At 47.1% G+C, this 26372-nt stretch carries 29 protein-coding genes; 12 read left to right on the top strand and 17 right to left on the bottom strand.

The genetic code is table 11. The features are described 5' to 3' along the window. Positions 1–19 precede the first annotated feature (19 nt). The 3 genes from hemH to MHH91_RS05340 form a co-directional block, all read right to left on the bottom strand. Positions 20–955 carry a ferrochelatase gene (hemH, locus tag MHH91_RS05350; RefSeq protein ID WP_013351720.1) on the bottom strand — a complete coding sequence of 312 codons (936 nt, stop codon included), beginning with the start codon at positions 953–955 and terminating at the stop codon, positions 20–22. Between the two features lie 75 nt (positions 956–1030). Beyond that, on the bottom strand, positions 1031–2092 hold the full coding sequence (hemE, locus tag MHH91_RS05345) for a uroporphyrinogen decarboxylase (RefSeq protein WP_013351719.1): 1062 nt from the start codon (positions 2090–2092) through the stop codon (positions 1031–1033). Positions 2093–2216: 124 nt separating this feature from the next. After that, complete coding sequence (locus MHH91_RS05340) at positions 2217–4358, bottom strand: transglycosylase domain-containing protein (RefSeq protein WP_013351718.1); 2142 nt, start codon at positions 4356–4358, stop codon at positions 2217–2219. Positions 4359–4480: 122 nt separating this feature from the next. Here MHH91_RS05340 and hmoB point away from each other — a divergent pair, with 122 nt between their 5' ends. From hmoB to MHH91_RS05325, 3 genes are all read left to right on the top strand, one after another. Then, positions 4481–4981, top strand: coding sequence for a heme-degrading oxygenase HmoB (gene hmoB / locus MHH91_RS05335; RefSeq protein ID WP_013351717.1), 501 nt, complete (start codon positions 4481–4483; stop codon positions 4979–4981). A 115-nt stretch (positions 4982–5096) separates the two neighbouring features. Next, positions 5097–6482, top strand: a complete 1386-nt coding sequence (locus MHH91_RS05330; RefSeq protein WP_013351716.1) for a hypothetical protein — start codon at positions 5097–5099, stop codon at positions 6480–6482. 127 nt (positions 6483–6609) lie between these two features. Next, positions 6610–7737 (top strand): amidohydrolase, encoded by a 1128-nt coding sequence (locus MHH91_RS05325; RefSeq protein WP_373419137.1) that lies wholly within the window; start codon positions 6610–6612, stop codon positions 7735–7737. 22 nt (positions 7738–7759) lie between these two features. Here MHH91_RS05325 and MHH91_RS05320 read toward each other — a convergent pair whose 3' ends face one another. Genes MHH91_RS05320 through MHH91_RS05310 form a run of 3 tightly spaced genes read right to left on the bottom strand, consistent with a single transcriptional unit; the run spans position 7760 to position 10470 of the window. Next, positions 7760–8464 carry an EcsC family protein gene (locus MHH91_RS05320; protein WP_013351714.1) on the bottom strand — a complete coding sequence of 235 codons (705 nt, stop codon included), beginning with the start codon at positions 8462–8464 and terminating at the stop codon, positions 7760–7762. A 43-nt stretch (positions 8465–8507) separates the two neighbouring features. Next, positions 8508–9734, bottom strand: coding sequence for an ABC transporter permease (locus MHH91_RS05315; protein ID WP_013351713.1), 1227 nt, complete (start codon positions 9732–9734; stop codon positions 8508–8510). Then, a complete protein-coding gene (locus MHH91_RS05310; protein ID WP_013351712.1) occupies positions 9727–10470 on the bottom strand; it encodes an ABC transporter ATP-binding protein in 744 nt (247 codons plus the stop codon). The genes MHH91_RS05315 and MHH91_RS05310 overlap by 8 nt, the downstream gene beginning before the upstream one ends. 490 nt (positions 10471–10960) lie before the next feature. On the opposite strand from MHH91_RS05310, the gene MHH91_RS05305 reads away from it, so the two are divergent. The 3 genes from MHH91_RS05305 to MHH91_RS05295 all read left to right on the top strand — a co-directional run bounded on the left by MHH91_RS05305 (position 10961) and on the right by MHH91_RS05295 (position 13253). Beyond that, positions 10961–11398, top strand: coding sequence for an HIT family protein (locus MHH91_RS05305; protein WP_007409220.1), 438 nt, complete (start codon positions 10961–10963; stop codon positions 11396–11398). A gap of 136 nt (positions 11399–11534) precedes the next feature. Further along, positions 11535–12614 (top strand): 3-phosphoserine/phosphohydroxythreonine transaminase, encoded by a 1080-nt coding sequence (serC, locus tag MHH91_RS05300; protein ID WP_013351711.1) that lies wholly within the window; start codon positions 11535–11537, stop codon positions 12612–12614. Positions 12615–12734: 120 nt separating this feature from the next. Then, the gene (locus MHH91_RS05295; protein WP_013351710.1) at positions 12735–13253 is read left to right on the top strand and encodes a tryptophan transporter; all 519 of its coding nucleotides are present in this window, start codon (positions 12735–12737) and stop codon (positions 13251–13253) included. A gap of 57 nt (positions 13254–13310) precedes the next feature. Here MHH91_RS05295 and MHH91_RS05290 read toward each other — a convergent pair whose 3' ends face one another. Then, entirely contained in the window at positions 13311–13502 is a 192-nt protein-coding gene (locus tag MHH91_RS05290) for a hypothetical protein (protein WP_007409223.1), read from the bottom strand. A 116-nt stretch (positions 13503–13618) separates the two neighbouring features. Between MHH91_RS05290 and MHH91_RS05285 the strand changes: the two genes are divergently transcribed. Further along, positions 13619–13975, top strand: a complete 357-nt coding sequence (locus MHH91_RS05285; RefSeq protein WP_013351708.1) for a YtxH domain-containing protein — start codon at positions 13619–13621, stop codon at positions 13973–13975. A 179-nt stretch (positions 13976–14154) separates the two neighbouring features. Beyond that, positions 14155–14766 (top strand): HTH-type transcriptional regulator Hpr, encoded by a 612-nt coding sequence (locus tag MHH91_RS05280; RefSeq protein WP_013351707.1) that lies wholly within the window; start codon positions 14155–14157, stop codon positions 14764–14766. On the opposite strand, the gene MHH91_RS05275 is transcribed toward MHH91_RS05280, so the two are convergent. After that, positions 14763–15104, bottom strand: coding sequence for a YhaI family protein (locus MHH91_RS05275; protein ID WP_003155243.1), 342 nt, complete (start codon positions 15102–15104; stop codon positions 14763–14765). The two genes, MHH91_RS05280 and MHH91_RS05275, sit on opposite strands and share 4 nt — an antisense overlap. Positions 15105–15314: 210 nt before the next feature. Between MHH91_RS05275 and MHH91_RS05270 the strand changes: the two genes are divergently transcribed. Both MHH91_RS05270 and MHH91_RS05265 read left to right on the top strand, forming a co-directional pair. After that, positions 15315–15845, top strand: coding sequence for a DUF3267 domain-containing protein (locus tag MHH91_RS05270; protein WP_013351706.1), 531 nt, complete (start codon positions 15315–15317; stop codon positions 15843–15845). A gap of 59 nt (positions 15846–15904) precedes the next feature. Continuing rightward, positions 15905–16123, top strand: coding sequence for a hypothetical protein (locus MHH91_RS05265; RefSeq protein ID WP_003155245.1), 219 nt, complete (start codon positions 15905–15907; stop codon positions 16121–16123). A 55-nt stretch (positions 16124–16178) separates the two neighbouring features. Here the strand turns inward: MHH91_RS05265 and yhzE2 are convergent, their stop codons facing one another. Both yhzE2 and MHH91_RS05255 read right to left on the bottom strand, forming a co-directional pair. Then, positions 16179–16265: a sporulation protein YhzE2 gene (yhzE2, locus tag MHH91_RS05260; protein ID WP_013351705.1), complete on the bottom strand. Its 87-nt coding sequence runs from the start codon at positions 16263–16265 to the stop codon at positions 16179–16181. 123 nt (positions 16266–16388) lie between these two features. Next, positions 16389–16475, bottom strand: a complete 87-nt coding sequence (locus MHH91_RS05255) for a YjcZ family sporulation protein (RefSeq protein ID WP_016938346.1) — start codon at positions 16473–16475, stop codon at positions 16389–16391. A 158-nt stretch (positions 16476–16633) separates the two neighbouring features. On the opposite strand from MHH91_RS05255, the gene MHH91_RS05250 reads away from it, so the two are divergent. Then, a complete protein-coding gene (locus tag MHH91_RS05250) occupies positions 16634–17491 on the top strand; it encodes a peptidylprolyl isomerase (RefSeq protein WP_014469996.1) in 858 nt (285 codons plus the stop codon). A gap of 38 nt (positions 17492–17529) precedes the next feature. On the opposite strand, the gene MHH91_RS05245 is transcribed toward MHH91_RS05250, so the two are convergent. From MHH91_RS05245 to MHH91_RS05220, 6 genes are all read right to left on the bottom strand, one after another. Further along, a complete protein-coding gene (locus tag MHH91_RS05245) occupies positions 17530–17757 on the bottom strand; it encodes a sporulation YhaL family protein (protein ID WP_013351703.1) in 228 nt (75 codons plus the stop codon). 115 nt (positions 17758–17872) lie between these two features. Then, complete coding sequence (gene yhaM, locus MHH91_RS05240; RefSeq protein ID WP_013351702.1) at positions 17873–18817, bottom strand: 3'-5' exoribonuclease YhaM; 945 nt, start codon at positions 18815–18817, stop codon at positions 17873–17875. 73 nt (positions 18818–18890) lie between these two features. Continuing rightward, positions 18891–21773, bottom strand: a complete 2883-nt coding sequence (locus MHH91_RS05235; RefSeq protein ID WP_013351701.1) for an ATP-binding protein — start codon at positions 21771–21773, stop codon at positions 18891–18893. Beyond that, positions 21770–22993, bottom strand: coding sequence for a metallophosphoesterase family protein (locus tag MHH91_RS05230; protein WP_014469993.1), 1224 nt, complete (start codon positions 22991–22993; stop codon positions 21770–21772). The genes MHH91_RS05235 and MHH91_RS05230 overlap by 4 nt, the downstream gene beginning before the upstream one ends. A 112-nt stretch (positions 22994–23105) precedes the next feature. Further along, on the bottom strand, positions 23106–24365 hold the full coding sequence (locus tag MHH91_RS05225) for an ABC transporter permease (RefSeq protein ID WP_013351699.1): 1260 nt from the start codon (positions 24363–24365) through the stop codon (positions 23106–23108). After that, the gene (locus tag MHH91_RS05220; RefSeq protein WP_013351698.1) at positions 24358–25254 is read right to left on the bottom strand and encodes an ABC transporter ATP-binding protein; all 897 of its coding nucleotides are present in this window, start codon (positions 25252–25254) and stop codon (positions 24358–24360) included. The genes MHH91_RS05225 and MHH91_RS05220 overlap by 8 nt, the downstream gene beginning before the upstream one ends. A 105-nt stretch (positions 25255–25359) precedes the next feature. Here MHH91_RS05220 and MHH91_RS05215 point away from each other — a divergent pair, with 105 nt between their 5' ends. Then, complete coding sequence (locus MHH91_RS05215; RefSeq protein ID WP_014469992.1) at positions 25360–25545, top strand: YhzD family protein; 186 nt, start codon at positions 25360–25362, stop codon at positions 25543–25545. Between the two features lie 24 nt (positions 25546–25569). Here MHH91_RS05215 and MHH91_RS05210 read toward each other — a convergent pair whose 3' ends face one another. Next, positions 25570–26337 (bottom strand): enoyl-CoA hydratase, encoded by a 768-nt coding sequence (locus MHH91_RS05210; protein ID WP_014469991.1) that lies wholly within the window; start codon positions 26335–26337, stop codon positions 25570–25572. Positions 26338–26372 lie beyond the last annotated feature (35 nt).

Here is a 26372-nt window from a genome sequence, read left to right as displayed (position 1 = left end):
CCTTCTTTACCGTTTAATTCTACTTGTCCAGCTCTTTCAGCACGACCGCTGCAAGCGCGTCGATAAATTCAGGCTGTGCGTTCGGCATAGCCGGACGATAGTAGCTTGCGCCGACTTCATCGGTCACAGCTTTGCATTCGTAATCATTATCGTAAAGCACCTCTAAATGATCGGCAACGAAGCCTGCGGGCACATATACAAATGCTTTATAAGGATGCTTTTGATACAGCTCGCGCGTGAGATCCTGCACATCCGGCCCGAGCCACGGATCAGGGGTGTTCCCTTCGCTCTGCCAGCCGACTGCGTAATCGGTAATTCCGGCGCCTTCGGCTATCAGTTTTGCGGATTCCTCCAGCTGGTCAGGATACGGATCGCCGTATTCTTTAATTTTTTCAGGAAGGCTGTGCGCTGAGACGATCAGCATCGCATCATCCCGTTCTTCTTTCGGCATGGAGTCATACGTTTTCTTCACTTGGGTGACCCAATAATCAACGAATTTCGGTTCATCATACCAGCTCTCAACCGACTTGATGGTCAAGCCGCCGAGCTTGTCCGCTTCTTCTTTCGCGCGTTTGTTGTAAGACTTGACGCTGAATGTTGAAAAATGAGGGGCGAGCACAAGGCTGACAGCTTCTGTAATGCCGTCTTTATGCATCTCCGCCACCGCATCTTCAATAAACGGTTCAATATGTTTTAATCCGATGTACACTTTGAATGTTACATCATCCTGAATTTCATTTAAACGCTGTCCGAGCTTCTCCGCCTGCTCCTGCGTAATTTTTGCGAGTGGCGAAATGCCTCCGATCGCCTCATATCTGTCTTTTAAGTCTTGAAGCATATGCGGCTCCGGCTTTCTTCCGCGTCTGATATGTGTATAATAACGCTCTATGTCCTCTTCTTTGTAAGGCGTTCCGTAAGCCATGACAAGAAGTCCCATTTTCTTTTTGCTGCTCATTTTGTTAAACACCTCTTTTGATGGTCTGTCTATCTTGATTTTGACAGGAAAATCTCCTTATAACCAACGATCTGCTCAGGAAGATCGTTCCGTTTTTTTGGCTGCGGAGTATTCATGCACAAACGCCGTCAGCTTTTTCAGCGTATCCGGATTTACATCAGGGAATACGCCGTGTCCTAAATTGAAAATAAACCGGTCCGTTTTCATGCCCTGATCAAGTATCGCTTTCGCTTTTTCCTCGATGACTTCCCAAGGCGCAAGAAGAAGCGACGGATCAAGGTTGCCCTGAACCGTTTTTGTGATGCCTTGTTTTCTGGCGTCATCTATGCTGAGTCTCCAATCAAGACCGACAACGTCAAGAGGAAGGTCATGCCAATCTCCGGCCAGATGGCTTGCGCCTACGCCGAACATGATCAGCGGAACTTGTTCTGCTGAAAGCTCCCGGAAAATTCTGTCCATCACCGGTTTGATATACATCCGGTAATCTTCGCGGTTCAGCGCGCCGACCCATGAATCAAAAATCTGAATGGCTTTCGCGCCGGCGTTAATCTGCGCTTTCGCATAAACGATAATCATGTCCGCGAGCTTGTCCATCAGCATCTGCCACGCTTGCGGCATACTGTGCATAAACGCTTTTGTTTTGTTGTAATTTTTAGAAGGCCCGCCTTCAATCATATAACTGGCCAGCGTAAAAGGCGCTCCCGAAAAACCGATGAGCGGGACATTCAGCTGTTCGTTTACGAGTAATCGGATCGTTTCCAGCACGTAAGGAACATCCTGTTCGGGATTCAGTTCGCCGAGCTTGTCAATATCCGCAGCAGAGCGCACCGGCTGATCGATCACCGGCCCGATTCCGTTTTTAATTTCAACATCCACTCCGATATAAGGAAGCGGCGTCATAATATCTTTATATAAAATGGCAGCGTCCACTCCGTACTGCTCGACCGGGAGTCTTGTCACATACGCGCACAGCTCGGGCTGATGCGTAATTTCAACCAGGCCGTACTTTTCCTTCAGCTTGCGGTATTCCGGCTGCGACCTCCCCGCCTGTCTCATGTACCAGACAGGGACGTGACCCGCTTTTTCTCCCCGTGCCGCTTTTAAAAACGTATCATTAAACGCTTCTCGTTTACTCATCTGAATTTCCACCTTTCCTCCTGCAACCATACGTTCGTGTTCTTCGCCCATTACACTATACCTTGTTTTTTCAAAATGGTATAGAATTGAGGCTTAATGTTCAAAAAATCGCCGAATTCATTATTTAAGAAGAAAAAAGCTTCGGCTGAACGTATTCCGTTCCCTCTCCTTCTTGATTCGTCTGTGTATTATATGGAACGACCTTGTATGAAGCCCCTGAGAACAGATTGGCGTACGGAATGTCAAAGCTGCCTTTTCCTTTCACCGAATCCAGAAGCTTGTCTTTTCCGTCTTTCTTTTCATATATTCGGTAAACAACCCGATCATCCTTTTGAGCATCCCATTTTAATTGAATCGTAATCAATCCCATCGCCTTAAATGTATAACGGGCCGACAGGGACTTCACCGCCTTAAGCTCAATCGGACTGCCCAGTTCTTTCACATTTTCAGGCTTTTTGAATGTTTTGCCGCTTTCTTCCGCTTTTGTGACGATATCTTTAAAGAGCCGGACCGGGTACTGGCTTCCGCCTTTCAGGTAATGGGTTTTATCCGTTTTGTCATAGCCCATCCAAATGGCTCCCGTCAGTCCGGGAGTGTATCCCGCAAACCAGGCGTCCTTCGTGGCACCGGGGACGCCGGTAAATGACGTCGTGCCGGTTTTCCCCGCCATGTCGCCTTGATAGCTTCCTTGTGAAGCGGTTCCTTCTTTTACGACCTGCTGAAGCATTCTCGTCATATTCCATGCGGTCTGTCCGCTGAAGACGCGCGTTTTGCCGTTTTTAGGCCCGGATATCGTTTCTCCGTCTTCGTCCGTGATTTTCTCAATAAAAAATGGCTTCGTATACATTCCGTTCGCCGCAAAGGTATGATAAGCTCCGGCAAGCTGAAGCGGGGTGACGCCTTCTGACAGACCGCCAAGCGCAATCGCGAGCCCGTTGTCAGAAATGTTTATGCCGTTTTTATCAAGATACGATTTTCCCGTATCCACGCCGATCTGCTTCAATGTCCAGACAGCGGGCGCATTTATGCTGTATGTGATCGCGTCCTGCATCGTCACTTGCCCCTTGTACTGCCCGCCATAATTTTTCGGTTCATACCCGTCGTAAGACTGCAGTTTGTCTTGAAGAAGCGAATACGGTTTGAACTTGTCTTCCTGCATGGCGGGCCCGTATACGGCAAGCGGCTTAAACGTTGAGCCCGGCTGCCGCGGCGCAGTTACCCTGTTGTATCCTTTTGTCACGTAGTCGCGCCCGCCGACCGCCGCGCGGACGCCTCCGGTTTTATTATCAATAAAGACGGCGCTTCCCTCTGCCGCCTGATCCGTCCCCGGAAAATAGCCGTTTTCCCTCATTAGTGTGTATGCCGTTTTCTGCAGCTTGGAATCAAGCGAAGTCCGGATCGTATAGCCGCCTTGAAGAAGCTGTTCTCCTGACATCGAATAACGGGATTCCGCCTCCTTGATGACAAGATCGATATAACTGTCAAACCAAGGCGTTTCAGATGTTTTCTTGACATTAAGCCCCAATGTCCTGCCCTGGGCTCTGACGGCTTCTTTGGCGCTGATATAGCCTTGATCGTTCATCATGGAAAGAATCGTATCGCGCCGTTCTTTATTTTTGCCGGGATGCTGAATCGGCGAATAAAGGGATGGCGCCTTCGGTATGGCTGCCAGAACGGCGCCTTCTGCAACGGTTAAATCTTTTACTTCTTTATTAAAGTAGTAGTGAGACGCGGCTTGAATGCCGTAAACGCCATGGCCGAAATAGAGCTGGTTCAGGTACATTTCAAGCAGCTTATCCTTGCTGTAATCACGCTCAAGATTGATGGCAATGATGACTTCTTTTGTCTTGCGCAAAAATGTTTTATCATTAGTCAGAAAAATGTTTTTCGCCAGCTGCTGGGTGATCGTGCTTCCGCCCTCCACCTTGCCGCCTGCTAAAACATCCCGGAACACCGCCCGACCGACAGACTTCACATCAATGCCGTGATGTTCGTAAAACCGTTTATCTTCAACGGCGATAAACGCATCTCTCACATCTTCCGGAACCTCCTGAATGGATACCGGTTCGCGGTTTTCCGTATAAAGGCTCGCGATTTCATCACCGTTTTGATCGACGATTTTTGAAGATGCGTGCAGTATTAACTTCTTTTCATCGATGACATAATGGCCGAGAAATATAATGATAATGTATCCGATTAACGCGAGAAAAGCGGTTGCCGCTGCAATTACAGCCGGAATAAAGAATCTTTTTTTCTTTTTCAGCATAAGTCACCTCGCCTTTCTTAACTTGTAGTATGGGAAATATTGTTTCGATTTATGTCAGAATGAGTCGCCAATAGAAACTTATACCACTCTTTTGATATACTAGCAAGCAGGAGGTGGCTGATATGAAGGTTTATATTACATACGGGACAGCCGATTTTTTAAAGACGATTGCAAAGAAACACCCTGGTGAGAATATGGTGCTGATGCAAGGGGATGAAAATGCGATTTTAATCCATGAGACAAATGGAGAAACCGTTTTCCAGGCGCCCCATTCATATGAAAGCATCGACAGCGTCGGGGAAATCAAAAATCCGGGCTACGCCGTCCTCAACAACATCGCAGTTACCCAGGAAGGCCGGCCGCTGTTTGAAAATCGGTTTAAAAACCGAGCCGGCAAAGTGGAAAATGAACCCGGCTTTAAAGCCATCCGCGTATTAAGGCCGCTCGAAGGCGATACGTATGTCATCCTGACCCTGTGGGAAGAGGAAAAAGCCTTTCAGAACTGGCAGCAGTCAAACTCTTATCAGGAAGCTCATAAAAAACGCGGAACATCAGCAGGCATTGATACGACGTCCATTTTCTCCCGTCCATCTTATGTAACCGCTTATTACGCTATAGACTAAAACCGCCGGAGATTCTCCGGCTTTTTTTTGTCCCGATTTTCAGCTTCCTTCTTTGCACCTTCCGCCCGCCTATGAATAACCTGTAGCAATCCTATTTATAAACGGAGTGGTTCAATTGGGGATCGGCGTCTACTCGATACATCTGCTTTATGTTGCTTTTATCGCAGCCATTATCGTTTTTATGCTTCTCAGAAAAGATACAACCTTTATTTCACTTGCCGGTATTTTTGTGATTGCGCTATGGACGACGCATTCATTCTCCGCTTCGGTCAGCAGCCTGTTTCACAGCTTCACGTATGCCGCCGGGGAATTGCTGCCGACGATTTTTATTATTTGTTTTATCGTGGCGATGAGCGGCATTTTGACCAAAACAGGTATTAATGAAGCGATGATTTCTCCATTTGCGAAGCTGATGAAAGGGCCGGCTGTCGCGTATTGGGTCATCGGCGGACTGATGTTTGCCATTTCTCTTTTTTTCTGGCCGTCACCAGGGGTGGCGCTGATCGGCGCAGTGCTGCTTCCCGCAGCGATCCGGGCGGGTCTTTCTCCGATCGCCGCAGCAATGGCGATGAACCTGTTCGGCCATGGATTCGCTTTATCAGGTGATTACGTCATTCAGGCGGCGCCGAAATTGACAGCCGATGCCGCCGGAGTTCCTGTGGGCGATGTCATGCAGGCGAGTATTCCGCTCGTTTTGATCATGGGGATAACGACGACAGTCACCGCTTTTTTTCTCATCATGCGGGAACGAAAAAAAACGCAGGCCCCCCTCTCCTTTTACAGCTCCGGTTCTTTGGACACAAGTATGTATCTTCCGAAAAAACTCAGGGTCATCCTGGCGGTTTTCATTCCGATTGTTTTTCTTGCCGATATTATTTGCATGCTCGTATACCGCCTGCAAGGAAATGACGCGACGGCACTCGTCGGGGGGACTGCGATCGGCATCCTCCTGATCATTCATTTCATTGTTCATAAGCAGCGGCATTTAGAAAAGATCACTGAGTATTTTATCGGCGGTTTTCAATTCGGCTTTAAAGTATTCGGCCCCGTCATTCCGATCGCGGCTTTCTTTTATCTCGGTGACGCGGGGTTTAAAAGTATTTTGAACACCCCTCTGCCGCAGGGATCTGCGGGGATCGTCAATGACCTCGGGCTGGCGCTGTCCCATTCCTTTCCGATGTCCGGGGAATTCGCCGGCATCGCCCTCACCGCAGTCGGTGCGATTACAGGGCTTGACGGTTCAGGCTTTTCCGGGATATCTCTTGCAGGCTCGATGGCAAAACTATTTTCCGCCGCGCTTCATACGGACCCGGCCGTTTTAACGGCGCTGGGGCAGATTTCAGCGATCTGGGTCGGGGGCGGAACATTGGTCCCTTGGGCGCTTATCCCCGCTGCGGCTATTTGTAAAGTTGATCCGTTTGAGCTTGCCAGGAAAAACTTTATTCCGGTGGCGGCCGGACTTGTCGTCACAACGATCGCCGCCATCATCATTCTCCCTTAGCAAAAAGATTGAAATCTTCTGACATTTTCTATACAATCATGGGAAAAGCAGACGAGGGGGCATCGCTTTGACATTAACGGCACTTCAAAAAAGCTTATACGCCGAGCTTGACGGCCTGTATGAGGAAATGGTTGAAATCAGGCGTCACCTTCACATGAATCCCGAGCTTTCCTTTAAAGAGAAAAAAACACCGGCGTTCATCGCATCGTTTTATGAAAAACTCGGCGTTCCCATCCGGACGAATGTCGGAGGAAACGGAGTCACAGCCTATATTGAAGGCAGTGAACCGGGACCGGCTGTCGCGCTCAGGGCTGATTTTGACGCTTTGCCTATACAGGATGAAAAAGATGCGCCCTATGCTTCACAAATCCCCGGCGTCATGCACGCCTGCGGGCACGACGGCCATACGGCAGCTCTGCTTGCGGTCGGAAAAGTGCTTTCCCGCAACCGGGAAAACCTGAAAGGGTCATTTGTGATGATCCACCAGCACGCCGAAGAATTATCTCCCGGCGGAGCAAAATCAATGATTGAAGACGGCTGCCTCGAACATGTCGACGCCATTTTCGGCACGCACCTTTGGGCGACTGAACCCGTCGGAACGGTTTTATGCCGCCCGGGCGCAGTGATGGCCGCCGCTGACGGATTTACGATTAAAGTCATCGGAAAAGGCGGTCACGGCGCGATCCCTCACGATACGAAGGACGCCGTTTTAATCGGCTCACAAATCGTCACCGCCCTTCAGCATATTGTGAGCCGGCGGGTAAACCCCATGCACCCGGCCGTCATCTCAGCCGGCTCGTTCGTCGCTGAAAATCCGTTTAATGCGATTGCGGATCACGCAGTCATAACCGGCACCGTCCGCTCGTTTGACGAAGAGGTGCGCAGCCTGCTCGAAGCAGAAATAGAAGCCGTCGTCAAAGGAATCTGCGCCATGCACTCCGCTTCTTATGAATATCGTTTCAAACGCGGCTACCCCGCTGTCGTGAATCACCCTGAGGAAGCGGCGCACGCGGCTGCTGCCGCAGCGGAAACAGACGGCGTCACAAAAGTCGTTGAAGGAGAGCCGCAGATGGCGGGAGAAGACTTTTCATATTATCTGCAGCATACGAAAGGCGCATTTTTCTTTACGGGCGCCGCTTTAGAAAATGCGGAATCTATTTATCCTCATCATCACCCGAAATTTGATTTTAATGAAAAAGCGATGCTGACGGCCGCCAAGGTGCTTATCGGCGCCGCGGTGAGCTACCGCCGCTAGGCATAAAAAAACAGCCGGTACATTACGTACCGGCTGCTGTAATTCTTAAATGAAAAACATGCCTTGCCGTCTCGCCTAGCTGTGACAGCAGTTTATAATTGGCCGCTCCGCCCACGGCTGCTCCGACGACCGGCAAAAGCTGAAACAATTTCACCACGTCCAGATAATCGCGGTATTCCTGCTGAAAAACTCTCCAATCGACATCATGCTTTTTTGAATCCCAATGTTCAATAATCGAGTATATGTGTTTCCGCCGTTCACCGCTTGAGAAAGCAAGCTGAAAAATAAACAGCAAAAACAATCGTTCATCTCTATCACTCACATCAAAGCCGTAAATGGAGGCAAGATCGAACAGGCATTTCATTTTAATCGACAACAGCAAAGGAAAATCAGCCATTCCTAAAAAAATTCCGCCAGCCCCCGTACCGATACCCTCGGCTGCCGCGACCTTCTGGTATGATGCGATGGTTTGTCTGGCCAGGGCATCTTTTTCTGAAAGGGTCATACCGTTTGTATCCCGATTGCTTTTTGCCAGATTTGAACCCGCCATTGTTGCTTCGGTCATTTTTTTGATGCTTTCTGTGATAACGGTATGAATTTTTTCGGGAATCCGCTCATTTATTTTCGCCTGCATTCCTTTAGAAAAACGTTCGAGCATCGAATCCTTACGCAAAAAACGCGCTTTCCATTGCAAGGCTTCATGTATCAGCTGCTGATCGCCGGTCATCTGCGTCTCCTTCTTTCGCTATAGGTTTCAAAAACCCGATTGATTACAGCTTGCCGTATTTTTTCAATCTGCCTCCCATATACGAAGGCATAATCACAAAGATCAGAACGGCTGAAGCGATAGCGGCATAAAGCGCCCCGCTGACTCCCGCGGCATAGGCCGACGCTGCCGTGAACAGCAATGCCTGCACGGTTAGCACCGATTTCATCAGGGAAAAGAAACTTTGCAGCTTCGCTTTCTGATTGACCGGGTAAAGCTCCTGTAAAGAAAGATGATGAAAATGCCCGAACAGCGGCAAAAGCTGTATCCCCGTAATAAAGACGGTAAATACGGTTAACGCCGCCGTTATCCACGGATTGGCGGAAACGAGCATAATTATCAGAATAAAAATAATCGTGAGCCTGACTTGAATGCCGAGATAATCATTTGAACGAAGAAAGGCCCGCGCATACATATATGAGAACGTTTTCCGCTGTTCAAACGGAATCATTCTGAGCAAGAAGTCGAGATACGCCCGGCGTTTTGCCTGTTTCTTCAGGTGAGGCACATCGGTAAACAGATTGGCGATTCTGTAAAACCGCTGCTTCCTTCTTAATTCATATTCAATATGAGCTTCCCATTTTAACGATTTATGTTTCGCGGCAGATGTGAAATACACATAAAGACCGGCCATCACAATGTAGACGGCGGCAGCGTACAGATAAAACGATTGCAAAATGAAGTATAAAAGCAGCATATTACAGATAAAGCGTATGATCGCATCCGTCATTTTCATGCTTCTGTCATTCATAAATGTCATCCGCCACTCCATGGCCTGATTCCATGCTTTTACCGCCAGCATCTGAATAAAAACGGCGGCATACGACGTAAGTGACGCTCCCGGGCTTACAGCGAAAAACAGAGGCATGCACACAAGCGACAGAGCGAAAAGCGGAAACAGCTGTGACAGATAGCTGTACTTGAATGAATGCTTAAAGTATGTCCCCATTTTCGGTTCAAGCGGCAGCAGGAACACGAGATCCGCTTCCTTTAACAGCGTCCGGACGTATGAGCCCGTCAGCACAAATGAAAAGAGCACCGCCATCACCCAAAATGACGGGAAATGATCGGGAATGTCTTTGACCCATTTGCTGTACCAGCTCGCCGCGCCGGCGATAAAAAAGATCAGCACAATGACGAGATGATCATTGAGCATATATTTCATATACATTCTTGTTTCCTTTATATGCTCCTCAAGCCGGGACTGCCAAATACTAGACATATTATTCATGGCCGGCGTCTTCCTTTGTCAATTCAATATACAAGTCATCAAGAGCGGCGTCTCTCATGCCGAACTGCTCTCTCAGTTCTTCCAGTGTGCCGCTTGCCCGCACTTCGCCGTTATGTAAAATGATGAAAGCGTCACAGTAGCGCTCTGCCGTAGCCAGTATATGCGTTGACATCAGGACGGTTGATCCGGCTTTTTTCGCGGCGTCCATCCGCTCTAATAAAGCATTGATCGCAAGCGGGTCAAGCCCGAGAAACGGCTCGTCAATGATATAAAGCGAAGGCTCTGCGAGAAATGCGCACATGATCATGACTTTCTGCTTCATCCCTTTGGAAAAGTGAGCGGGAAACCATTTCAGCCTTTTTTCCATTCTGAATTCCTTCAAAAGCGGAGGAAGCCTTTTTTCAAGCGTTTCTTTGGAAAGGCCGTACGCCATGGCCGTCAGCTCCAAATGCTCTTTGAGCGTCAGTTCTTCATACAGCACCGGTGTTTCGGGAATGTACGTAAATTGCGAACGGTAGCTTTCCTTATCCTCCGAAAACGTCTTGCCGTTCAGCTCGATTGAGCCTTTATGCGGGTCCATTAAACCGATAATATGCCGGATCGTCGTGCTTTTGCCCGCGCCGTTTAATCCGATGAGCCCGACGATTTGGTTCGGCTCAAGGGTGAATGAAACATTTTTTAAAACCGGGTTTCTCGTATAACCGCCGGTTAAGTCTTTTACCGATAGCAGAGACATAATTTCTCCCCTTCTGATTCGTTTTTCTTCATAGTACCAAAAATAAAGGCTGATTTGAAACGATTCCCTTTTTTTCTCACGTGAAAAGCGTGCATAGTTATCGTGATCTCGGACATCATAATGCGTGTAGAAGGAAACAGCTTTAATCAACTGAAAATGAGGTGTTTATAAAAGACGTCTTTGAACAGTTGGATGAAAATCAACATGTCCTATGCTTACAATTTCTTCACACACTGCTTTGATGATGTTCTTCAATCATGATGAAATAATCAAATGAGGTGTTTGTCCCAGGAATGATTAAGCAGACCCATAAGTCTTCATTTTAAAAACAAATGAGGTGCTTACAAAAGGCATATTAAATTTTCTGTGATAAAGCTCGTACTTCTGCATCAGGATGAACGCTCAGCCGTTCATCCTGTTTTTTGTTTTGGCCGTTTTTGTGGTAGGATGAGAATATACATATATTTCTTTTCAGGGAGGAAACCCATCTATGCACAAAGCGGACGATTGTATTTTCTGCAAAATCATTGCCGGTGACATTCCGTCTTCAAAAGTATACGAAAATGAACACGTCGTGGCGTTTCTTGATATCAGCCAGGTCACAAAAGGCCACACGCTCGTGATTCCGAAAACACATATTGAAAACGTGTACGAGTTTACGCCTGAGCTTTCTAAAGAATATTTTGAGGCGGTGCCGAAAATCGCGCGCGCCATCCGGGATGAATTCGAGCCGATCGGGCTGAATATTCTCAATAACAACGGTGAAAAAGCGGGCCAATCAGTGTTCCATTTTCACATGCACATCATTCCGCGTTACGGAAAAGGCGACGGCTTCGGAGCGGTCTGGAAGACACATGCCGAAGACTACACGCCTGACGATCTTCAGGAAATCGCTTCAACCGTCAGAAAACGGCTTGCCTCATCTTAAGGATGAGGTTTTTTTGCGTCTGAACATATATAAAACATAAAATTATATTTTTTTATATCAAAAAAATCAAAAAATTGTGATAGGATAATTGTATTATTTCTTACACTAAAGCGGAAAACAGGGAGAGATCGTAAACATGGAACGTACAACGAATTTCAATGCAGGACCCGCAGCCCTTCCACTGGATGTGCTGCAAAAAGCACAGAAAGAATTTGTCGACTTCAATAACACCGGCATGTCCGTCATGGAACTGTCCCACCGGAGCACGGAATATGATGCGGTGCATCAAAAAGCCAAAACCCTTCTGAAAGAACTGATGGATATTCCCGACGATTATGATATTTTATTTCTTCAAGGCGGAGCAAGCCTACAATTCTCAATGCTTCCGATGAACTTTTTAACACCGGAGAAGACGGCGCACTTCATCGTGACGGGCGCATGGTCTGAAAAAGCCCTCGCTGAGGCGAAACTGTTCGGAAACACATCCGTCACGGCAACAAGCGCAGATTCAAACCACAACCATATACCGGAAGCGGACCTCTCAGGGATCAAAGACGGCGCCTACTTGCATATTACGTCCAACAACACGATTTTCGGAACGCAATGGAAAGAATTCCCGAACTCACCCATCCCGCTCGTAGCCGACATGTCAAGCGACATCCTCAGCAGAAAAATTGATGTCAGCTCGTTTGATGTCATCTACGGCGGAGCCCAGAAAAACCTCGGGCCGTCCGGCGTTACGGTCGTCATCATGAAAAAATCTTGGCTTGAAAAAGAAAATACAAACGTTCCTAAAATTTTGAAATATTCCACTCACACGAAAGCCGATTCACTGTATAATACACCGCCTACATTTGCGATTTATATGCTGAGCCTCGTCCTTGAATGGCTGGCTGAAAATGGCGGTGTCGAAGCGGCTGAACGGCGCAACCGGGAAAAGGCGGATGTCCTGTACGGCACAATCGATGCGAGCGGCGGATTTTACGCGGGCCATGCCGAAAAAAACAGCCGTTCTCACATGAATGTCACGTTCACTCTCCGCGACAGCAGTCTGACGAAAAAATTCGTTGAAGAAGCGAAAGCGGCTAAAATGACCGGACTCGGCGGCCACCGCTCAGTCGGAGGCTGCAGGGCGTCTGTTTACAACGCCGTCAGCCTGGCTGATTGTGAAAAACTGGCTCAGTTTATGAGAAAGTTCCAGCAGGAAAACGAATAAATTTCTTCTAACATAACGGTTCCTTTGATATACTGTTTGCATATCAATTTTTCCGGCCATCGCAATAAATGACGAGCATATTATTGGATGGCGAAAAAGCTTAGCAGAGGAGAGCTTAGTATGAAAACAAAAGAATTAGTCATTATGGCCCTGTTTGCGGCAATCGGAGCGGTGCTTCACTCCATTATGCCGCCGGTATTATTCGGAATGAAACCCGATATGATGCTTGTGATGATGTTTATGGGCATTCTGTTATTTCCCCGTGTGCAGAACGTGCTGATGATCGGAATTGTAACGGGAATCATTTCCGCACTCACGACATCTTTTCCGGGCGGACAGCTTCCGAATATCATTGAAAAACCGGTAACGGCGTTTCTGTTTCTGGCGCTGGCGCTTTTGATAAAAAAGAGCGTGAAAACAGCGGCGGCTGCCGTCATTACGATAGCCGGCACCTTCATCTCCGGCGTGATCTTTCTGGCGCTGGCCCTTCTGATTGTCGGCCTGCCGGGCGGATTCACCGCATTGGTGCTCGCGGTCGTCCTTCCGGCGGCTGCGCTGAATGCGATCGCCATTGTCATTATGTATCCGATTGTGCAGACGATCTTAAGACGGTCCAATATGATTGAAACGGTGAAATAGCCGCATACTGAAACCTCTTCCGGCCGGAAGAGGTTTTTTAATGTGTTACAGCATGTTTTACACGAGAAGTTTTGTGAAAAAGATAAGGAACAATGCGAGGGCGGTTCCTGCTGAGCAGACAATGGCCTTTTGGCGGACGACCCGCTTCGGCGGATAAGAAGCGGCCTGACCGAGCAGTTTAAGGTAGTAAACGGCGCCCGCCGCGAAGACAAGAGCCATACAAGATAAAACAATCATGAAGACAGACAACCTTCTCCCTCCTTTTCCCTTAAAAAATATGCTAAAATAAAGCAAGCTATGTATAGAAGTTTATTCTTCTGAACAAAAATGATAAAAGTGACAAGAAAAAAACGGGGTGATTTCAAATGGCTGACGGACGTTCCCTTTTAAAAGGCCTTTTCGTAGGCGGATTGATCGGAGGCGCGGCGGTTTTGCTTTCGGCTCCTTCATCCGGAAAAGAGCTGCGGGGCAAAATCAAAGCGAATTGCAATTCAATTGAGGACACAATCAGACGGTTAAAAAGAGACGGAATGGCGCTTAAGGACCAGCTTGTCCAAACAGCGAAAGAAAGCGCCGAAGTCATTAAAGACGTAGGCGGAGAGCTTCAGACCAGCATTAAAAGGTGGCAGGAGGAAATCAAGCCGCACCAGCAGGATCTCCAAAAGGAAATCGCTGATATTGAAGAGAAAATCAGACAGCTGGAGAAAACCTTACAAAACTAATATCCTATACAACCAAAAAAAGTGCGGACATATTGCGTTCCGCACTTTTTTTGCGTGTTTAAAACCTTTCACAGCAATGGATTAAGAATTTATTATAAAATTCTTAAATTTTCATCTTTATTAATCTTTATTTTATTGGCATAATAGAGGGAAAGAAAAGGTGAAGCAGGTGATCTGTATTGAATCGTGTTGAACCGCCTTACGATCTAAAAGAAGCTTTAATCTATACCCAAAAAATGGCTCAGCTGTCCAAAGCGCTGTGGAAATCTATCGAAAAAGATTGGCAGAATTGGCTGAAACCGTACGACCTTAATATTAACGAGCATCATATATTATGGATTGCTTATCAGCTTAAAGGAGCTTCTATTTCAGAAATCGCCAAATTCGGCGTTATGCACGTATCAACTGCGTTTAATTTTTCAAAAAAACTTGAAGAACGCGGATATCTGAAATTTTCCAAGCGGCTGAATGACAAACGGAACACGTACATTCAGTTAACAGAAGAAGGGGAAAATGTATTCGAAAGTCTTCTTGAGGAGTTTGCCCCGTCGAGAAACGCGGTGTTTAAAGGTTCACAGCCGCTCTACCATTTATTCGGGAAGTTTCCGGAAATTGAAGAATTAACCTGTGTCATCCGCCACATTTACGGCGAAGATTTTATGGAGATATTTGAGAAATCATTGACAAACATAAACAATGATTTTGAAAGTGAAGACGGAAGTCTGAAGAAAAAAACGGGCGAATCGGCTGTCCATGAAACGGCTGAAGAACTGGAACCGATCAACAGTTAATCAAAGTGCTTCATAATCTCAATAAATTCTTCCATCAGCGCTGTATAAAGCCCCTGCTCATACAAAGCAAAAATCGTTTCATGAACATCTAATTTTTCGTTCAGCTGTCCCGCAAAAAGCGCAAGGAGTTTGTCGAACGTCACAAAGCCTTGCGCTTTTTGCGACTCCAGCTCGTCCTCCAATTCGCGGCAGATCCGCCCGACCTCTTCACCTTCCTCTTCGGTCAGCCCTTTTTCGATCATCATCGCATAAAAAGGGTACTTATCCATATCCACTGTTTTCACAAGCAATTGTATGTAATATTCTAACCGCCCGATACGCTGATCCATTGAATCCATCCGTTTCACTTCTTTCTATCTTTAATCTTATTTTAGCTGATAATGAATAGAGAAGAAAGCTTAAACCGTACATTTCCATGTTTCACCGCTCTCTTCTGATCTTCCCTTTCCGGGTTTATTTTTTTCTTTAAAAAAGGATTGATTTTTTCTCCTGAAGAGAGTAAATTATTTTGAGATTGTATTCCATCTTTGTACGGAAGGATGACTCTGATGAATTGCTGGAAAACCATTAATCTGATCAAAGATTATGGTGCGGTTCGTTTATTATTGACTGCTGTAGGTTTTATGATCCTGTTTTTTATATGCAACTTCTTGGCATTCGGGCTGCTGCGTCCGAATATCAGTTTAAGTGACGGGCATGTATTTGCTTTTTGCGTTCTGCTCGTCGTTACTTTATTTGTACATAAAGTCATACATGTCCTGCCGATGATCTGTAAAAAAAGAAAAAAGGAAATGAAAATGTACTTTTTGCGGATGCCGACATGGAAAGGCATACCAAAAACAACAATGCTGATTTCAACGATCAGCCCGTTTTTATTCATTACGCCGGTATTATTTTATGCCGGGCTGGCATTTCCGAGTCACGCCCATTACTTTTATATGATTTCGAGCATTCATGCGGGTTATTGCCTGCCTGATCTTCTGTTTGCGCTGCATCTGGTCAAAGCGCCCAAATCATGTCTGATTGACCAGGAATCCGACGGCTTTGATATTTTAGTAAAAAAAGTGCCGGAGTCTTGATGTCCGCTGATTTTTCAGCTTACATTCTATCTTTTTCAATAAATATTTGGTAATGTAATATGGGAGCAGTTCAGAGAGAGGGGGAATCTCCCATCATTTTATTCTATTTTATCGTGGCTGCCCTGTTTATTCTTTATTTCATAAACAGGCTCACAAATACATTATGCCTTGTCAGAGAGATTCCTGAAGACCGGCAGGATAAGGTATTCCGTTTTATTAATGTATCTATTTTAATTTTACTGATCTCTTCGTTCGTCGAGATCTCCTTTACTGTGTAAACAGGCAAAAAAATATGGCTGCCGGCGGATTAACGCGGACAGCCATATTTTTTTCTTAGTAAATCCAAGAAGCGCCGATGATGATCAATAAGATGAACAGAACAACCAACAATGCAAAACCGCCTGCAAATACTTCACCCATCTCCAAAAGCACCTCCTACAAAACGTTTTATTTTTCCAATTACATCATATGCAATTCACTTCAGAAACGATTAGGCGCTCGGGTAAGAAAATGGACCGCTTTAGAAAAAGCGATCCGGTCCGCTTAGCAAATGTAAGCTGCCCCTACAATAACAAGCAAAATGAACAGTACTACGAGCAGCGCAAAACCGTTTGAATATCCTCCGCCCATGGTTCATTACCTCCTTTTCATGATCAATATATTTGTATGTATCAGGAAAAAGTTTGACTAGACGAATGCCCTTTATTTAAAATCTTTTTACAGAAAGCCACAATATGTTATGATACGCATATGCAATTTAATTTGGATGATTAGGAGTGTTTAAAGGAATGAAGAAAATCGCGATAGCAGCTATTACGGCAACGAGCGTCCTCGCTCTCAGCGCATGCAGCAGCGGCGACAACGACGTGATTGCCAAGACGGATGCCGGCAATGTGACAAAAGGCGAGCTCTACACGAACATGAAAAAAACCGCGGGCGCAAGTGTGCTGACACAGCTCGTACAAGAAAAAGTATTAGCCAAAAAATACAAAGTATCGGATAAAGAAATTGATAACAAGCTGAAAGAGTACAAAACTCAGCTCGGCGACCAGTACAGCGCCCTTAAACAGCAGTACGGCGAAGATTACCTGAAAGATCAGGTGAAATACGAACTGCTTGCCCAAAAAGCGGCGAAAGACAACATCAAAGTCACTGACTCCGACACGAAAGAATATTACGACGGCTTAAAAGGTAAAATCCGTGCGAGCCACATCCTTGTCGCTGATAAAAAGACAGCTGACGAAGTGGAGAAAAAGCTGAAAAAAGGCGAGAAGTTTGAAACGCTTGCGAAAGAATACTCAACTGACAGCTCAAAAGACAACGGCGGCGACCTTGGCTGGTTCGATAAAAAATCAATGGATGAGACATTCAGCAAAGCTGCATTCGGCTTGAAAGTCGGACAAGTCAGCGATCCGGTCAAAACAAAATTCGGTTATCATATCATCAAAAAGACGGAAGAACGCGGCAAATATGATGACATGAAAAAAGAACTGAAAGAAGAAGTTCTTAAACAGAAGCTAAACGACAACTCAGCTGTACAGGCAGCGATTCAAAAAGTCATGAAGAAAGCTGACGTAAAAGTTGAAGACAAAGACTTAAAAGACACGTTTAACACTTCAGCTTCAACATCTTCTGAATCTAAATAAAAAAACTGTGCGGGCTCTCGGCGAGCCGCACAGTTTTTTTATGCGATGGAATGATTGGAGTTCTCTTCTGCATCCCCGTTTTCATTTTCGGGCGCCGCCATACGGCGCTCGCGTTCCTGCTCCATCCGTTCAATATACACTCTTCCTTCTTTTTCAATAAACGACTGGTCAAGCTTTTCCTCTTCTTTAGCTGTCGTGAAAAGCTTATAAGCGCTGAAAATAATCCCGATAATGCAGAGGTATACCCACCAAGGAAAAAATAGCACGTTGTTTTCCTCCCTTTTTCACCCAGAGTCTTTATTCTAAGCTATGCTTGATAAAGACAAGTTATGAGAGCTGAACGTAAAAAAGACCGATCGCAGAGGATCGGCCTTTTTTATCTTATTGATGGAAAGTCGGTTTGTAGAAAGAGCGGTTTTCAAGCGCAAATACACGCTCTGTGTACTCGCCCGGTTTCACCCGTTCCAGTGCTCTGTCCATCATGATCATTTTTGCATCCAGATTGTCAATGTAGTGCAGAATTTCCGCTTCTTTCACCATCGGCGGTTTCGGGCTTCCCCACTCCGCTTTTCCGTGATGGCTTAAAATCAAATGCTTCAGAATCAGCACTTCTTCAGCATCAATCTGAAGCTCTTCGGCTGCTTTTGAAAGCTCTGTCACCATGATTGAAATGTGTCCGAGCAGATTCCCTTCCACGGTGTACGTCGTGGAGACAGGGCCTGAAAGCTCTTTTACTTTGCCGAGATCATGCAAAATGACTCCCGCATACAGCAAATCCCGGTCAAGTGACGGATACAGATCGGCAATCGCTTTTGCCAAGTTCAGCATGGACACGACGTGATACGCGAGCCCTGAGACGAACTCATGGTGGTTTTTAGCCGCCGCCGGGTAATCCATAAAATCAGCGGCATATTTTTTGATCAAATGTCTTGTGATCCGCTGGATGTTTGGATTTTTCATTTCAAAAATATATTGCGTGACGGTCTCCATCATTTCATCTTTTGGAATCGGCGCCGTTTCCAGAAAATCATCAATGCTGACATTTTCATTCTCGGCGGCCGGCCGGATATTTCTCAGTTTAAGCTGGTTTCGACCGCGATAATGATGGACATCTCCGATTACCTTCACGATCGTCTGCGCCGCGTACGTGACTTCATCAGTCGGCTTGGCATCCCACAGCTTCGCTTCGATATCCCCGGATTGGTCCTGCAGCATTAATGTCAGAAACGGTTTTCCGTTGCTAGCGATTCCTTTAGTCGAAGATTTAATCAGAAAGTATTGATCGACCTGCTCGCCGACCTCGTGCAGCATAATACCTTTTGCCATTCTATTAAAAGCTCCCTCCATATCTTACATAATACCAGTATAGCACATACCTCTTTTTTGAAAATAAACTCTTTTATGACAGGAGCCGCATGACTTGCCCGCTGTGAAATGACCGGCTGACATGCTCATGGCAGGTGAAATAAAGAATCTGACGGCCGCCTTCTGAAAGCTGATTCAGCACATCAAACAGCCGCTGCAGCCGCTCCCTGTCAAAATGAACAAAACTGTCATCAAGTAAAAACGGAAGTGATACCGCAGATTCCCGTTCTGATGCAAGGGCAAAACGGATCGCCGCATAAAGCTGCTCGCATGCCGCCTGTGACAGCTCGCTTGCAGAAAAAACCGTGCCGTCTTTCTGCATGACCATAATGGAGTCATCAGCTTCAGAGAAATACAATTTCTGATAGCGTCCGTCCGTAAGCGGTCCGTACAATGCACCTGCGGTTTCCAACAGACGGGGAAGCGTGACTTTTTTATGCCGCTCCATTTTTTCTCTGATGATGTGTCTGACCGTCTGCAATGCGGCCCACTCTTTAGCTGTTTTTTTAACGCGTTCTTTCTGCATTTCTGTCTGCTGTTTTAAATCGGATACCAGCCCCGAGGACTCCAGCTGTTCTTGTTTCACCGTTAATAAAGCGATCTGCTCACGGAGATGGGCGATTTTTTCCTCAAGTGTTTCTTTCTCTTGTTCTTTCTGAACGGCTGTATGTTCAAGTTCGGGCACTGTGCGGCTCATGTACGGCTCCAGCTGTTTGCCGCCCTTGCCGGATAAGTGCGTTTTGATTTCGCACAGCTTCCTCTCTGTTTCCCGGCGGCTTTCATTCAGCCTGCCAAGTTCACAAAAGTGTTCACGGTTTTTTGCCCCTGCCTCTGTAAAAAGCTGTTTGACCTGCTGTTCGTAGTAATGAACTTCTTCGTTTAATTCACGGATTTGCTCTTGGGTATGCAGCAGGTCTGTTTCGAGCGCCTGTTTTCGTTTTGCATCTTCACGGGCCCGTTCTGCCTGCTGCAGCAAAAAGTGCAGCCTTTCTTTTACGGACAGCTCCCGGCCGTCTGAAGGACTCAGCTTTTTGACCCGTTCCTCAAATGCTCGTTGCAGTTTTTGCAGCCGCCCCGCTTCAATGGTCAGCTCATGCTTGGTAAGGATTTCTTTTTTGACATCTTTCATCACATGATATGCGTCGAGGAGATGGGACGGGCTGCCCGAAAACCCCAGTTCCTTCATAAAATGTTCCGTCTTTTTTTCAGAGGGCGCCATTTCGGCCTCCCATTCTTCATATTGGCGGATGACTCTTTCATATGCCGCTTCTTTCTGTTCAAGCACCGCTTGATCCGCAATCAGCTGCTGCCGATGCTGGCCGTCACGCCATAGCTCTTCCTGCAGAAGATCAGCCTCTTCTTTTGAGATCAGGGGCTTCTGCTTTTTGTGACCGGGCCGGCTTCTTTCAGACGGCAGCGCCTTTTGCATGCCAGTCAGCACGTACAGCATCAGAGCGCCGGTAAAAAGGGCGGCGGGCAGCCATTCCTTTAACATAACGAAAATCGCAATGAACAGAATGCCCGTACCGAGAAAGAGCTTTTTTTGTTTGGCGCGCTGTTTTTCCAGCTGCCGGAGATGAGCCTGCCATTCGTTTCCTTCAGTATCAGCCGTTTGTTTATATGCTTGTAAGGCGGCTTCTTTTTCTTTTCTGACAGCGGGTTCCAAGACGTTTTCTGCCGTCACGGCATGTTTTCGTTCAGCGTCTTCCAGCTCCAGCCGCGCTTGTTCAAATAGAGAGTCGAGCTGTGTTTTTCTTTCTCTGGCCTGTCCGGCGCTCTGAACGGCTTCTTGCAGCTGCCATTCATATTCATAATCGGTGTTCAGCGAAAGAATGTCGTCTTCCTCATGTCTGCCGAGCTGCTGTAATCCTGAAGAAACACGGGCTGATGTCTGCCGGATCTGTGATTGGATGGCGGCAAGCTGTTCGCCGCGTGATTCGTACATATGCTGCTCGCCGGAAAGCTCCTGCAGCTGCCGCTCTTTTTGTAACATGTCCTCATTTGGAGAGAGCAGATCAGCCTGCCGTTTGATTTCAGCCGCTTTTGCCCGAAGCCCCTCAAGCCGGGCCGCTTTCGGATGGAGATGCGATTCGTATTTTTCCAGCTGATGCATTCCGTCCTTCGGGAATTGCTCCGCTGCTTCCGGGTAAGAAGAAAGTTCGCTTTCCAGCGCTGTTTTTTTGTCCGCAAGCGGCTTTGCTTCTATCGCCGCTTTTACTGTTTTGATTTCTTCAGTTATATCTTTCAATTGCGCTTTGGCATCCTGCAAACGGCCGCCGGCGCTTTTTTTCTCTTCCAGGAGGCTGTGATAGCCCGCTTCCGCAGTTTCCGCCTGTTTGAGCTTGGCGCTGAGCCGCTTTAATGTATCCAATTCCTGATTTAAGCGGGGGTTCCGCCCGTTCGGCTTATACATTCTTTCAAGTTCTTTCGCCAGTCTGCCGTCAAGCTTCGCCGCCGCTTCAGACCCGAATAAGCTGGAAAACAGGAGAAACTCCCCGATTTTGTCTCGGTTAAAGGCTTGAATCTCCTGCAGTCCGAATACATCAAACGAATAGATCGCTTCGTACAGCGCACGATCTGTATCGGAAAGCAGCTGTTTGAGCCATTTTCCGTCCTTAATTTCGCCTGAAGCCGTGTACACTCTGACTTTTTCGGCAGCCCCTTTTGTCCGTTCGATTTTGACAGCACCGTAATCGTCATGATTCAGTTCCACAACGCCGCCGTAAACCCCGCCGGTTTTCGGTTCGTATTTTTTTGATTTCGGAAAACCGAACAGGACGCTTTTGATAAAGGACATCAATGTCGTTTTGCCCGCTTCATTTAATCCGTAGATGACTTGTACGGGGGAATCCGACAGCTGAAAGCTTCGATTGGAAAATTTTCCATACTGGTAAATATAGAGCGCCGTTATTTTCATCGCTGAAGCTCCTTCAGCTGTCGCTTTAAAACGGCTTGGGCCTGCCGCTTAATGTCCAGCACCTCTTCATCTGTAAATGAAGTCATCTGCCGCCGATATACGGGATGACGCTCGAGCGCTTCAAACCCACCACTCATGTCCGCGCATTGTTCTATGTCCTGAAGCAGCCCTTTAAAAAACGGATCGGGCGGGACGGTGTCTGTTTCATCCGTCCGATCCTCAATCGCAAGCGGCCAGACGAAACATTCCTCTTCGGCCTCTTCCTCCTGTAAAGCGGAAAGGAGCTCCTCTGCGATCCCTGCGGGCGCCTCCGTCCAAAAGCGGGGCGCCGCACCGCGGAGCACCAGCCTGATACATGCCGGGCGGCCCGCCGCACGCAAGCCTGAGAACGAATCCGTGGCGGCTTTCATAAGTGAGGTCATATGTTCAGCTCCGGAAATATCAAGGTCAATTTCCTCCCATAACACATCGTGCGCTTCTTTGAATTCCCAAGACATCTCACCGTTTGCCGCCCGGACGAGATAATATCCCTTAGGGCCGGTTTCTTTTAGATGGCGGGCTTGAATATTTCCGGGGTAAATGGCGGCGGGATGCTGAGCGGAAAGAACCTGCCGTTTATGAATGTGTCCGAGCGCCCAGTAATCCATGCCGCTCTTTTCAAGGTCTTCTTTCGTAAACGGGCAGTACGGATCATGTCCTTCCGCTCCTGATAACGTGCCGTGGAGCATGCCGATATGATAAGGCGCGCCGGTCATTTTCCGGTACCGGGCGGCCTGATTGGCCGTTACGCTTCTTTCCTGATAGCTGCATCCGTATATGCTTGCCGCAAGCTCTCCGTTTTTAAAGAAAGATTTTTCCTCCGGTGTATCCGAGGTGAATATATGTACATTTTCAGGCCATTCAATCGGTGTCCACTCACCGCCCAAATGATCATGGTTGCCGAATATGACGAACACTTGGATATCCGCTTCCTGCAATCTGGTAAACTGTTTTCTCAAAAACAGCTGGGCTTTTAAACTTCTGTTGGCTTCGTCAAACAGATCCCCCGAAAGCAGCACGAAATCGACCCGCTCCCCGAGCGCCCCGTCCGTAAGACGGCGGACGCTGTGAAATGTGCTTTCTTTAATACGCGCATATACCGGTTCAGGCAGATGCGAAATGCCGTAAAACGGGCTGTCCAGATGCAGGTCAGCGGCATGAATAAACGTCAGATCAGCCATCTCGCCCTCCCCTTTCTGTAGATTGAATTACCCTTTATTTTAGCATCGTTTTCATGCGAATGCACGTTCTGGATCATAAAAAAACAGCCCGGCTGTCTCGGGCTGTTTGGACTTATTTTTTGGAGATGCGCAGCGCTTGTTTGATCGCTTTGAATCCGCCGGCGTTTCCGTAAATCAAAACGCCGCCTTTGTAAATTTTCGCGCCGACCGTTGCAAAGATCACGATTGTGACCAGAGTCAGGGCGATTCCGGCCGCCGCCTGCCAAAACGGGATATCGAGCATCCCGACGCGTAAAAACATAATCATCGGCGTGAAAAACGGAATGTAAGATGTAACGGTAATAAAGCCCGCATCAGGATTGCCGAGGCCGAACATGGCGATCATAAAACCTGCCACGATTAAAAAAACCATTGGCTGAATCGTCTGCTGCACATCCTCTATCCGGCTGACAACACTGCCGAGAAACGCGGCAAGCGTCGCGTAAAGAAAATAGCCGAGCAGATAGAAAATGACGGCATAGACAATCGTCGAGACGGGAACATCCGTAAAATTGAGAAATGCACTGATCGGCGACGACTCATCATTTTGAGGGTTCAGCTTCAGTGAGAGAAAACCCGCCGCAAGCAGCACCGCAAACTGTGTGATCCCGACAAGCGCGATACCGAACAGTTTGGCAAACATCTGCTGAATCGGCGGCATGCTTGAAATTAAAATTTCCATGACCCGTGACGATTTTTCCGTCGCAACTTCCATCGCAATCATGCTTGCGTACATGATGACTGAAAAGTAGATGACAAACAGCATGATGTATACAAGCCCCATCACCTGACCGAGCTCTTCCTCAGATTTCGCCCCTTTTTCCAGCGCGTCTTTGCTGACTTCAGGCGGAGTGTAGAGGCTGCTGACTTTTTCTGCCGAAATGCCGAGCTTGGCGGTTTCAACAGCGGTCTTTGTCTGTGTTAAAGCCTGCTTGAGAAGTTTATACGCTGATTCATCAGAAATGGTCAGCGCCTTGTAGGCTCCTGTTATCGTTCCTTTTTGATCTTGTCTGATGATAAAAAGCCCGTCCCATTCACCATCTTTGACACGCTTTACGGCATCTTTTTCGGACTCCTTCGTCTGCATCGCCTGCAAATCATTGTCTGTATCCGCCGCTTTAAGCTGTTTTGCAAATGCCGGGTACAGCCCGCCCGTTTCATCAATCACCGCGATTTGCTGCTTGCCGTCATCCGATTGGAACACTGAAATGATCGATTGCAGGTTGGTCACCGCTAAAACTAATAAAACGGTAATGGCGGTCGAAATAATGAATGACTTTGTCGTAATTTTGTTTTTATATGTATGAAACAGCATAATCCAAAATTTATTCATAAACGGCCCCCACCTTTTCTATAAAAATATCATGCAGTGACGGCTCTTCCAATTCAAACTTCCGTATAAAACCTTTCCCTTGCAGCGCCTGAAAAATATCCTGAGACACCGGTTCATTCGCGACCTGCAGCCTGATCCCGTCATTTGTTTCCTTCCATTTCACGACACCTTCATGCGTTTTTAAAAAGCTGAGATCGTCATCTGAATGAACGGTGATATTTTTTTTGCCGAAAGACCGCTTAATGTCTTTCAGATTGCCTTGAACGACAGGTTTTCCCTTTTGGAGAATGCATAGATTCTCGCAAAGCTCTTCCACATGCTCCATTCGGTGGCTAGAAAAAACGATGGAAACGCCGCTGTTTTTTAAAGAAATAACGGCTTCTTTCAGCAGCTCGACATTCACCGGATCAAGGCCGCTGAAAGGTTCATCGAGAATCAGCAGCTCAGGCTTATGCAGGACAGCGGAAATGAACTGGATTTTCTGCTGGTTTCCTTTTGACAGCTCTTCGACTTTCTTATTCTTGTAATCTGTAATGCCGAACCGCTCAAGCCATGTGATGAGCTCTTTTTCCGCATCTTTTTTTCTCATTCCTTTTAATCTCGCAAGATAGACAAGCTGGTCACTCACTCTCACTTTCGGGTACAGCCCCCGCTCTTCCGGGAGATAGCCGATTTTTTCGCTGATAGAATAATTGACCGGCTGCCCTTTCCATCTGATATTTCCGTCAGTCAGGCTTAAAAGACCCAAAATCATCCGAAAGGTCGTCGTTTTTCCCGCGCCGTTTGCGCCGAGCAGCCCGAACATCTCCCTTTCAGGTATTTGCAGGTTCAAATTATCAACAGCGGTAAAGCTGCCGAATGTTTTCGTCACGTGTTCAATTGTAAGCACGAATCCAACTCCTTCCGCTACCCATTATATACTAATAATGGGTAAAAATTAATGGAGGATTTTAAATTCTTTATCAGAATATCATTCTATAAAGGAGGTGACGTGATGGGACAATTTGTATTGACCGCATTCCACGCATCGGGGGAAACACTGCTGAATGAACGGATCGAAGCAGAAAATGAGGCGGAGGCGAAAGCCGCCGGAGAGGCTTTATTAAAAGAAAAAAAGCTTGAGAACAATACTCATCGCTTGGTGAATGAAGCCGGAAAGCTGATTTTATTTCACAGATAACAGAAGCTTTCCGGCTTCTGTTTTTTACCGGTTAAACTGCGGCGTCCGCTTTTCTAAAAAGGCGCGGATGCCCTCTTTATGATCATCCGTTTTTCTCATATTTTCCTGGGCCTTTCGTTCAAGAGACAAAACATCTTTTAACCGGCTGATATGGAGGCTTTGATAAATAGCCTTCGTTTCAATCATTGCTGACAGCGGCGTGTGTAACAATCGGTCGATATACGGTTTTGCCCCGGCCGCAGGGTCACCGCTGAACAGCCCGTCGGCAAGCTTGAGCCGCACCGCTTTTTCTGCCGGCAATTTTTCACCGCTCCAGATCAGCTTTTTCGCTTCGATCTCACCGACGCGTCTCATTAATAAGTAATGGCCTCCCCCGTCGGGAACCAGACCTATGCCGATGAAATTCATCGCGAGGCGGGCGTTTTCTTCTGCGAGCACCACATCGGCGCACAGCGCAAAACTCAGCCCGAGCCCCGCCGCGGCCCCGTGGATGGCGGCTATCACAATTTTTTTCATATCATAGAGGGTCAGTGTAATGGATTCGATCATTTTCATGAGCCGTTCATATTCTCCTGAATCATGTTCCGACGTCATCATCTGAATATCACCGCCTGCGGAAAACCCTCTGCCTTCCCCCCTCAAAAGGACGATAAGCGCCTCACTGTCAGCTGCCATGACGCATGCATTCTCCAATTCCCGCAGCATTTGTTCATTCAGCGCATTGTAACTGTCAGGCCGGTTCAGCACTATCTCTGCGATCTTTCCCTTTTCTTCATATCGAATATACTGCATGTTTACATCCCCCTTGTATCCGCTTACATATTTTG

The sequence above is a fragment of the Bacillus sp. FSL K6-2819 genome (assembly GCF_038008305.1).
In the GTDB taxonomy this organism is placed as follows: Bacteria; Bacillota; Bacilli; order Bacillales; family Bacillaceae; genus Bacillus; species Bacillus amyloliquefaciens.
Note: the sequence above shows the minus strand (reverse complement) of the source record. Positions and strands in the feature narration are given on the sequence as shown.

What these genes read in the sequence shown, in the direction of transcription:
- MHH91_RS05265 (WP_003155245.1), top strand. Translation starts at nt 15,905, where the DNA reads ATGGGAGCAGTTCAGAGAGAGGGGGAATCTCCCATCATTTTATTCTAT.
- MHH91_RS05310 (WP_013351712.1), bottom strand. Translation starts at nt 10,470, where the DNA reads ATGTCTCTGCTATCGGTAAAAGACTTAACCGGCGGTTATACGAGAAAC.
- MHH91_RS05340 (WP_013351718.1), bottom strand. Translation starts at nt 4,358, where the DNA reads ATGCTGAAAAAGAAAAAAAGATTCTTTATTCCGGCTGTAATTGCAGCG.
- MHH91_RS05275 (WP_003155243.1), bottom strand. Translation starts at nt 15,104, where the DNA reads ATGGATTCAATGGATCAGCGTATCGGGCGGTTAGAATATTACATACAA.
- MHH91_RS05320 (WP_013351714.1), bottom strand. Translation starts at nt 8,464, where the DNA reads ATGACCGGCGATCAGCAGCTGATACATGAAGCCTTGCAATGGAAAGCG.
- serC (WP_013351711.1), top strand. Translation starts at nt 11,535, where the DNA reads ATGGAACGTACAACGAATTTCAATGCAGGACCCGCAGCCCTTCCACTG.
- yhaM (WP_013351702.1), bottom strand. Translation starts at nt 18,817, where the DNA reads ATGGCAAAAGGTATTATGCTGCACGAGGTCGGCGAGCAGGTCGATCAA.
- MHH91_RS05295 (WP_013351710.1), top strand. Translation starts at nt 12,735, where the DNA reads ATGAAAACAAAAGAATTAGTCATTATGGCCCTGTTTGCGGCAATCGGA.
- MHH91_RS05210 (WP_014469991.1), bottom strand. Translation starts at nt 26,337, where the DNA reads ATGCAGTATATTCGATATGAAGAAAAGGGAAAGATCGCAGAGATAGTG.
- MHH91_RS05225 (WP_013351699.1), bottom strand. Translation starts at nt 24,365, where the DNA reads ATGAATAAATTTTGGATTATGCTGTTTCATACATATAAAAACAAAATT.
- MHH91_RS05230 (WP_014469993.1), bottom strand. Translation starts at nt 22,993, where the DNA reads ATGGCTGATCTGACGTTTATTCATGCCGCTGACCTGCATCTGGACAGC.
- MHH91_RS05285 (WP_013351708.1), top strand. Translation starts at nt 13,619, where the DNA reads ATGGCTGACGGACGTTCCCTTTTAAAAGGCCTTTTCGTAGGCGGATTG.
- MHH91_RS05250 (WP_014469996.1), top strand. Translation starts at nt 16,634, where the DNA reads ATGAAGAAAATCGCGATAGCAGCTATTACGGCAACGAGCGTCCTCGCT.
- hemH (WP_013351720.1), bottom strand. Translation starts at nt 955, where the DNA reads ATGAGCAGCAAAAAGAAAATGGGACTTCTTGTCATGGCTTACGGAACG.
- MHH91_RS05325 (WP_373419137.1), top strand. Translation starts at nt 6,610, where the DNA reads ATGGTTGAAATCAGGCGTCACCTTCACATGAATCCCGAGCTTTCCTTT.
- MHH91_RS05235 (WP_013351701.1), bottom strand. Translation starts at nt 21,773, where the DNA reads ATGAAAATAACGGCGCTCTATATTTACCAGTATGGAAAATTTTCCAAT.
- MHH91_RS05305 (WP_007409220.1), top strand. Translation starts at nt 10,961, where the DNA reads ATGCACAAAGCGGACGATTGTATTTTCTGCAAAATCATTGCCGGTGAC.
- MHH91_RS05255 (WP_016938346.1), bottom strand. Translation starts at nt 16,475, where the DNA reads ATGGGCGGAGGATATTCAAACGGTTTTGCGCTGCTCGTAGTACTGTTC.
- yhzE2 (WP_013351705.1), bottom strand. Translation starts at nt 16,265, where the DNA reads ATGGGTGAAGTATTTGCAGGCGGTTTTGCATTGTTGGTTGTTCTGTTC.
- MHH91_RS05270 (WP_013351706.1), top strand. Translation starts at nt 15,315, where the DNA reads ATGAATTGCTGGAAAACCATTAATCTGATCAAAGATTATGGTGCGGTT.
- MHH91_RS05215 (WP_014469992.1), top strand. Translation starts at nt 25,360, where the DNA reads ATGGGACAATTTGTATTGACCGCATTCCACGCATCGGGGGAAACACTG.
- MHH91_RS05315 (WP_013351713.1), bottom strand. Translation starts at nt 9,734, where the DNA reads ATGAATAATATGTCTAGTATTTGGCAGTCCCGGCTTGAGGAGCATATA.
- hemE (WP_013351719.1), bottom strand. Translation starts at nt 2,092, where the DNA reads ATGAGTAAACGAGAAGCGTTTAATGATACGTTTTTAAAAGCGGCACGG.
- hmoB (WP_013351717.1), top strand. Translation starts at nt 4,481, where the DNA reads ATGAAGGTTTATATTACATACGGGACAGCCGATTTTTTAAAGACGATT.